General features: G+C 76.7%; 8 protein-coding genes and 1 tRNA gene. All 9 read left to right on the top strand.

The genetic code is table 11. The annotated features are described in order from the left end of the window. On the top strand, window positions 1–518 hold a 518-nt coding region (locus V9U69_RS12480), incomplete at its 5' end, for an FtsB family cell division protein (protein WP_337062145.1). A 43-nt stretch (window positions 519–561) separates the two neighbouring features. Continuing rightward, entirely contained in the window at window positions 562–1,149 is a 588-nt protein-coding gene (locus V9U69_RS12475; RefSeq protein ID WP_337062144.1) for a DUF501 domain-containing protein, read from the top strand. Next, window positions 1,146–2,132 carry a Ppx/GppA phosphatase family protein gene (locus V9U69_RS12470; protein WP_337062143.1) on the top strand — a complete coding sequence of 329 codons (987 nt, stop codon included), beginning with the start codon at window positions 1,146–1,148 and terminating at the stop codon, window positions 2,130–2,132. Before V9U69_RS12475 ends, V9U69_RS12470 begins: the two co-directional genes overlap by 4 nt. A 78-nt stretch (window positions 2,133–2,210) precedes the next feature. Further along, window positions 2,211–2,654 (top strand): SRPBCC family protein, encoded by a 444-nt coding sequence (locus V9U69_RS12465; protein ID WP_337062142.1) that lies wholly within the window; start codon window positions 2,211–2,213, stop codon window positions 2,652–2,654. A gap of 2 nt (window positions 2,655–2,656) precedes the next feature. After that, on the top strand, window positions 2,657–3,532 hold the full coding sequence (locus V9U69_RS12460) for a uracil-DNA glycosylase (RefSeq protein WP_337062141.1): 876 nt from the start codon (window positions 2,657–2,659) through the stop codon (window positions 3,530–3,532). 59 nt (window positions 3,533–3,591) lie between these two features. Then, window positions 3,592–3,675: transfer RNA gene (locus V9U69_RS12455), tRNA-Leu, on the top strand. Window positions 3,676–3,775: 100 nt separating this feature from the next. After that, window positions 3,776–4,588 (top strand): Bax inhibitor-1/YccA family protein, encoded by an 813-nt coding sequence (locus V9U69_RS12450; protein ID WP_337062140.1) that lies wholly within the window; start codon window positions 3,776–3,778, stop codon window positions 4,586–4,588. A 53-nt stretch (window positions 4,589–4,641) separates the two neighbouring features. Then, complete coding sequence (locus V9U69_RS12445; protein ID WP_337062139.1) at window positions 4,642–4,953, top strand: hypothetical protein; 312 nt, start codon at window positions 4,642–4,644, stop codon at window positions 4,951–4,953. A 35-nt stretch (window positions 4,954–4,988) separates the two neighbouring features. Next, a partial coding sequence (locus V9U69_RS12440; protein ID WP_337062138.1) for a pyridoxal-phosphate dependent enzyme occupies window positions 4,989–5,528 on the top strand: 540 nt, incomplete at its 3' end.

Raw genomic sequence — 5,528 nt, 5'->3', positions numbered from 1 at the left:
GGCCCGCCAGCCGGCCGGCTCCCGCGGCCCGCGGGCGCAGCAGCGCCACCGCCACGGCGGGCGGGCGGCGCAACCGCGGCCCGCGCGCCCTCGTGCTGAGCGCCCTGCTGCTGGTGCTGGCGGTCTTCCTGCTGCCCAGCTGGCAGAAGTGGCTCGAGCAGCGCTCGGAGATCGGGCGCCTCGAAGCGCGCATCAGCGAGCAGCGCGAGGACCTCGTCGCCGCGCAGGAGCAGGTCGCGCGCTGGCAGGACGACGCCTACGTGATGACCCAGGCGCGCGCCCGCCTGCACTACGTCCTGCCCGGCGAGACGCCCTACGCGGTCGCCGGCGGTGAGGACGCCGACGCGGTGGCCCCCACCGAGGCCGCGGCCGCCGCCGTCGGTTCGGCGGCCGCCTGGTACGAGGACATCTGGGAGTCGCTGCGCGTGGCGGCCACGCCCGGAGCCGCCGACGCCACCACCCCCGGGCTCGAGGACGACGACCCGGAGCCCACCCCCAGCAGCGGAGCAGGACGATGAGCACGACCAGCACCACCACCGGCGCTGCCGGCCGGGCCGCCCGGTGAGCGCGGCCCACCACGAGGCGCCCACCGCCGCCGACCTGGAGGGCATCGCCGCGCTGCTGGGCCGGGTGCCGCGCGGTGTGCTCGCCGTCGCGCACCGCTGCTCCTGCGGCCGCCCGGAGGTCGTCGAGACCGCCCCCCGCCTGCCCGACGGCACCCCGTTCCCCACCACCTACTACCTCGTGGACCCCTTCGCCGCCTCCGCGATCAGCACCCTGGAGGCCTCCGGGCTGATGCGGGAGATGACCGAGCGGCTGGACGCCGACCCGGCGCTGGCCGCCGCCCACGCCGCCGCCCACGAGGACTACCTGCGCCGGCGCGCCGGACTGGGCGACGGTGACGTGCCCGAGATCGCGGGCGTGTCCGCCGGGGGGATGCCCACCCGCGTGAAGTGCCTGCACGCCCTCGTCGGGCACGCCCTGGCGGCCGGCCCGGGCGTGAACCCCTTCGGCGACGAGACCCTCCAGCGGCTGCGCGAGCTCGGCGGCTGGCCGGCCACCTGCCCGCACGCGCACCTCGACGCGGCGGGGGACGCCGGCGACCCGGGCACCACCGGTGGCGCCGGCGTCGAGGGTCCCGGCGCGTGAGCGTCGAGCGCGTCGCCGCCGTCGACTGCGGCACCAACTCCCTGCGCCTGCTCGTCGCCGACGTCGACACCGCCACCGGCACCCTCACCGACGTCGAGCGCACGATGCGGATCGTGCGGCTGGGGCAGGGCGTGGACGCCACGGGCGCCTTCGCCCCCGAGGCGCTGGCGCGCACCTTCGCCGCCGTCGACGAGGCCGCCGCCGCCTGCCGCCGGCACGGCGTCGCACCGGGCGCCGTGAGGTTCGTCGCCACCTCCGCCTCCCGCGACGTCTCCAACCGCGACGAGTTCGTCGCGGGGGTGCGGGCGCGCCTCGGTGTGGAGCCGGAGGTGATCCCCGGCGCGGAAGAGGCCCGCCTCAGCTTCACCGGCGCCACCCGCGAGCTGCGGGGTTCCTCGCCCGCGGGGTTCCTCGTGGTCGACCTCGGTGGCGGTTCCACCGAGTTCGTCCTCGGCGAGGGCGAGCCGGAGGCCGCCCTGTCGGTGGACGTCGGCTCCGTCCGGCTGACCGAGCGGCACCTGCGCTCGGACCCGCCCACGGCCGCGGAGGTGGCCGCCGCCCGCGCCGACGTCACCGCCGCCCTGGCCGCCGTGGGGCGGCGGGTGCCGCTGGAGCGCACCCGCACCCTCGTCGGCGTCGCCGGCACGATCACGACCGTCACCGCGGCGGCCCTGGACCTGACCGCGTACGTCCCCGGGACCCTGCACGGCGCGCGGCTGCCCGTGGACGCGGTGCGCGCCGCGTGCGACCGCCTGCTGGGCGCCTCCCGCGCCGAGCGGGCGGCGATGCCGTTCGTGCACCCCGGCCGCGTCGACGTCATCGGCGCCGGGGCCCTGGTGTGGCGCACGGTGCTGGACCACCTGGCCGAGGTGGCCGGGGTGGGCGAGGTCGTCACCAGCGAGCACGACATCCTCGACGGCACCGCCTTCTCCGCCGCCGAGCGCACCACCGCTCGCACCCCCGCGGGTCCTGAGGGCCTGTGACGCAGCGCACGGGCCCGTGCCCCGGCACCCGGCCCGCTCGCCGTGCGCGGGGTGCTCCGCCGCTGGCACGCTGAGGCGATGAGCACCGTCAGCGCGACGACCACCCGGCGCATCGACGCCCCCGCCGAGCAGGTCCTGGCCGCCCTCGCCGACTACAACGGCACCCGCCCCCGGCTGCTGCCCGAGCAGTTCAGCGACTACGCGGTGCTCTCCGGCGGCATCGGCCCCGGCACGCAGGTGCGCTGGAGGCTGCACGCCACCAAGAAGCGGGTGCGCGACGTCGTCGCCGACGTCAGCTCCACCGACGCGCACGCCCTGGTGGAGAAGGACCGCAACTCCTCCCTGGTGACCACGTGGCGGGTCGAGGCGGACGGGCCCGACGCCGCCGAGGTGGTCGTGACCAACGAGTGGCAGGGCGCCGGCGGTGTCGGTGGCTTCTTCGAGCGCACCTTCGCCCCCCGCGGTCTGGACCGCATCTACGGCGAGCTGCTGGACAACCTCGCCGTCGACGTCGCGCGCTGACGGTGCCCGGCCCGACGACCCCGCCCCCCGGCCCGGAGCTGCTGCCGCACCCGGCCACCGGGGAGCTCTTCTCCTCCCCGGTGCCGCCCGGTTCCGGCTGGCCGGGCGAGCCGTCCGCGCCGGGCACCCCCGTCGCCCACGACGCCGATCAGGTGCGCGCCCTGGCCGCCGCGGCCGGCGGGGCGCGCGAGGTGGTGGCCCGCTCGTGCGTGTGCCGGGCCTGCCCGCGGCTGGTCGCCTGGCGCGAGGAGGTTGCCCGCACCCGGCGGCGCGCCTACCGCCAGGAGCCGTACTGGGGCCGGCCGGTGCCCAGCCTGGGCGTGGACACCCCGAGCGCGCTCGTCGTGGGCCTGGCGCCGGCCGCGCACGGCGGCAACCGCACCGGGCGGATGTTCACCGGTGACCGCTCCGGCGACTGGATCGTCGCCGCCCTGCACCGCGCGGGCCTGGCCACGCGGGCCACCTCCGTGCACGCCGCCGACGGTCTGGAGCTGGTCGGCACCCGCATCGTGGCGCCGGTGCGCTGCGCCCCGCCGGACAACAAGCCCACCACCGGCGAGCGCGACACCTGCGCGGGCTGGCTGGACGCGGAGCTGGCCGCGCTGACCGGGCACGTGCGGGCCGTGCTGGCGCTGGGCGCCTTCGCCTGGGCGTCGTCGCTGACGGCCGCCCGCCGCGCCGGCTGGTCGGTGCCGCGCCCGCAGCCGCGCTTCGGGCACGGTGCCGAGGCGGTGCTGACCTGCCCCGACGGCCCCGTGCACCTGCTGGGCAGCTACCACGTCAGCCGGCAGAACACCGCCACCGGCCGGCTCACCGAGCCGATGCTCGACGCGGTGGTGAGCCGGCTCGCGCAGCTGAGCGGCGCGGCCGGGACCTGACCGGCGCGACCGGCCCGCCGGACGGCGCCGCGCACTGGCTACCCTGCTGACGTCCTCCCGCCCGGGTGGCGTAACTGGCAGGCGCACGGGGCTTAAACCCCCGGGCCGTTCGCGGCGTGCGGGTTCGAGTCCCGTCCCGGGTACCGCGAGGCGCTCCCGGCCCACCGGGAGCGCCGCCGGCGGCGGGAACGCCCGCACCCCGCAGGGCGTTGAACCGGCAACGACTCGCCCCCGGAGGGAGCCATGCAGAGCAAGAACCCGGTCTTCGCCCGCAACGCGGAGTTCCGCAACGGCGGCTACGCCACGTTCGACGCGCCGCCGTCGGGCCGCGCGCCGGCCGACGCCGACGCGCGCACGCTCGAGGACTGGTACCGCAAGCCGTCCGCCACGCCGACGCAGTCGCGCCGGATGACGCTGGACGACGTCGTGGTGCGCACCGCCCTGCTCGGTGGCGTCCTCGCCCTGGGTGCCGGTGCGGCGTGGTTGGCGGACGTCGGGCTGCCGATCGCCCTCGGCGCCGCCCTGGTCGGCTTCGTCCTGGCCATGTGGGCGCAGCTGTCCAAGAAGGTCCGCCCCGGCGTGATGTTCGCCTACGCGGCCGTGGAGGGCGTCTTCGTGGGGGCCATCTCCCACGCCTACTCCGCCTTCTACGACGGCATCGTCGGCCAGGCGGTGCTCGGCACCCTGGGCGCCTTCGCGGCCATGCTGCTCGCCTACAAGACGGGCGTCATCCGCAACAGCCCGAAGTTCACCAAGGTCCTGACGATCGCCGGCCTCGGCTACCTCGTCTTCGCCCTGGTCAACCTGGGCTTCGCCGCCTTCGGCGGCACCAGCGTCTACTCCGGCGGCGGCCTGCTGCCGATCCTCGTCAGCGGCTTCGGCGTCGTGCTGGCCTCGTTGTTCCTCGTCCTGGACTTCGACTACGTCGAGCAGGGCGTGCGCAACGGCCTGCCGGTGAACGAGTCCTGGCGGGCGGCGTTCGGCCTGGTCGTCACCCTGGTGTGGCTGTACCTGGAGGTCCTGCGCCTCATCGCCATCCTGCGCGGCGACGACTGATCGACGAGCAGCTGAGCACGCCCGACGAGCTCGGCGCGCCGGCCCCCGCGGCCGTGCGCGCCGAGCTCTCGCGCGTCCTGGCCCTGCAGGCGGACCGGGTGCGCTCGATGCCGCTGTCCCAGCTGGACCGGGCCCGCGAGGGTGCCGCCGGGGTCCGCGCCGAGCTGGTTCGCCGCGCCGCGCAGGCGCTCGCCGACCTCGCCGCCGACGCCGAGGGGCGCCCGCGGCGCGAGCTGCCCCGGCTGGCGCTGCACGGCGTGGGCGACCAGCTCGCCGTCACCGGTGCCGACGTCCTCGCCCACGGCGACGACGCGGCGCTCGCGGCCGCCCTGGACGTGGTGCTGGAGCTGCGGCGCGGGCTGTGAGAGGCGCGGGCGGGGCGGTGGGCGAGAATGGCGCCATGCGCTACGCCGAGTCCGTCGTCGACCTCGTGGGCGGGACACCGCTCGTCAAGCTCAACCGCGTCACCGAGGGCCTGGCCTGCACCGTGCTGGCGAAGGTGGAGTACCTCAACCCCGGCGGCTCCGTGAAGGACCGCATCGCCACGCGGATGATCGACGCCGCGGAGGCCGAGGGTGCGCTCAAGCCCGGCGGCACCATCGTGGAACCCACCAGCGGCAACACCGGCGTCGGCCTGGCCCTGGTAGCGCAGCAGCGCGGGTACCGGTGCGTCTTCGTCTGCCCGGACAAGGTCGGCGCCGACAAGCGCAACGTCCTCAAGGCGTACGGGGCCGAGGTCGTGGTGTGCCCGACGGCGGTGCCGCCGGAGGACCCGCAGTCGTACTACTCCGTCTCCGACCGCCTGGTGCGCGAGATCGAGGGGGCGTGGAAGCCCAACCAGTACGCCAACGTCAACGGCCCCCGCAGCCACTACGAGACCACCGGCCCGGAGATCTGGGCCGACACCGACGGGAGGGTCACCCACTTCGTCACCGGCGTG

Source organism: Kineococcus sp. G2 (genome assembly GCF_037154035.1).
Lineage (GTDB): Bacteria > Actinomycetota > Actinomycetes > Actinomycetales > Kineococcaceae > Kineococcus.
Note: the sequence above shows the minus strand (reverse complement) of the source record. Positions and strands in the feature narration are given on the sequence as shown.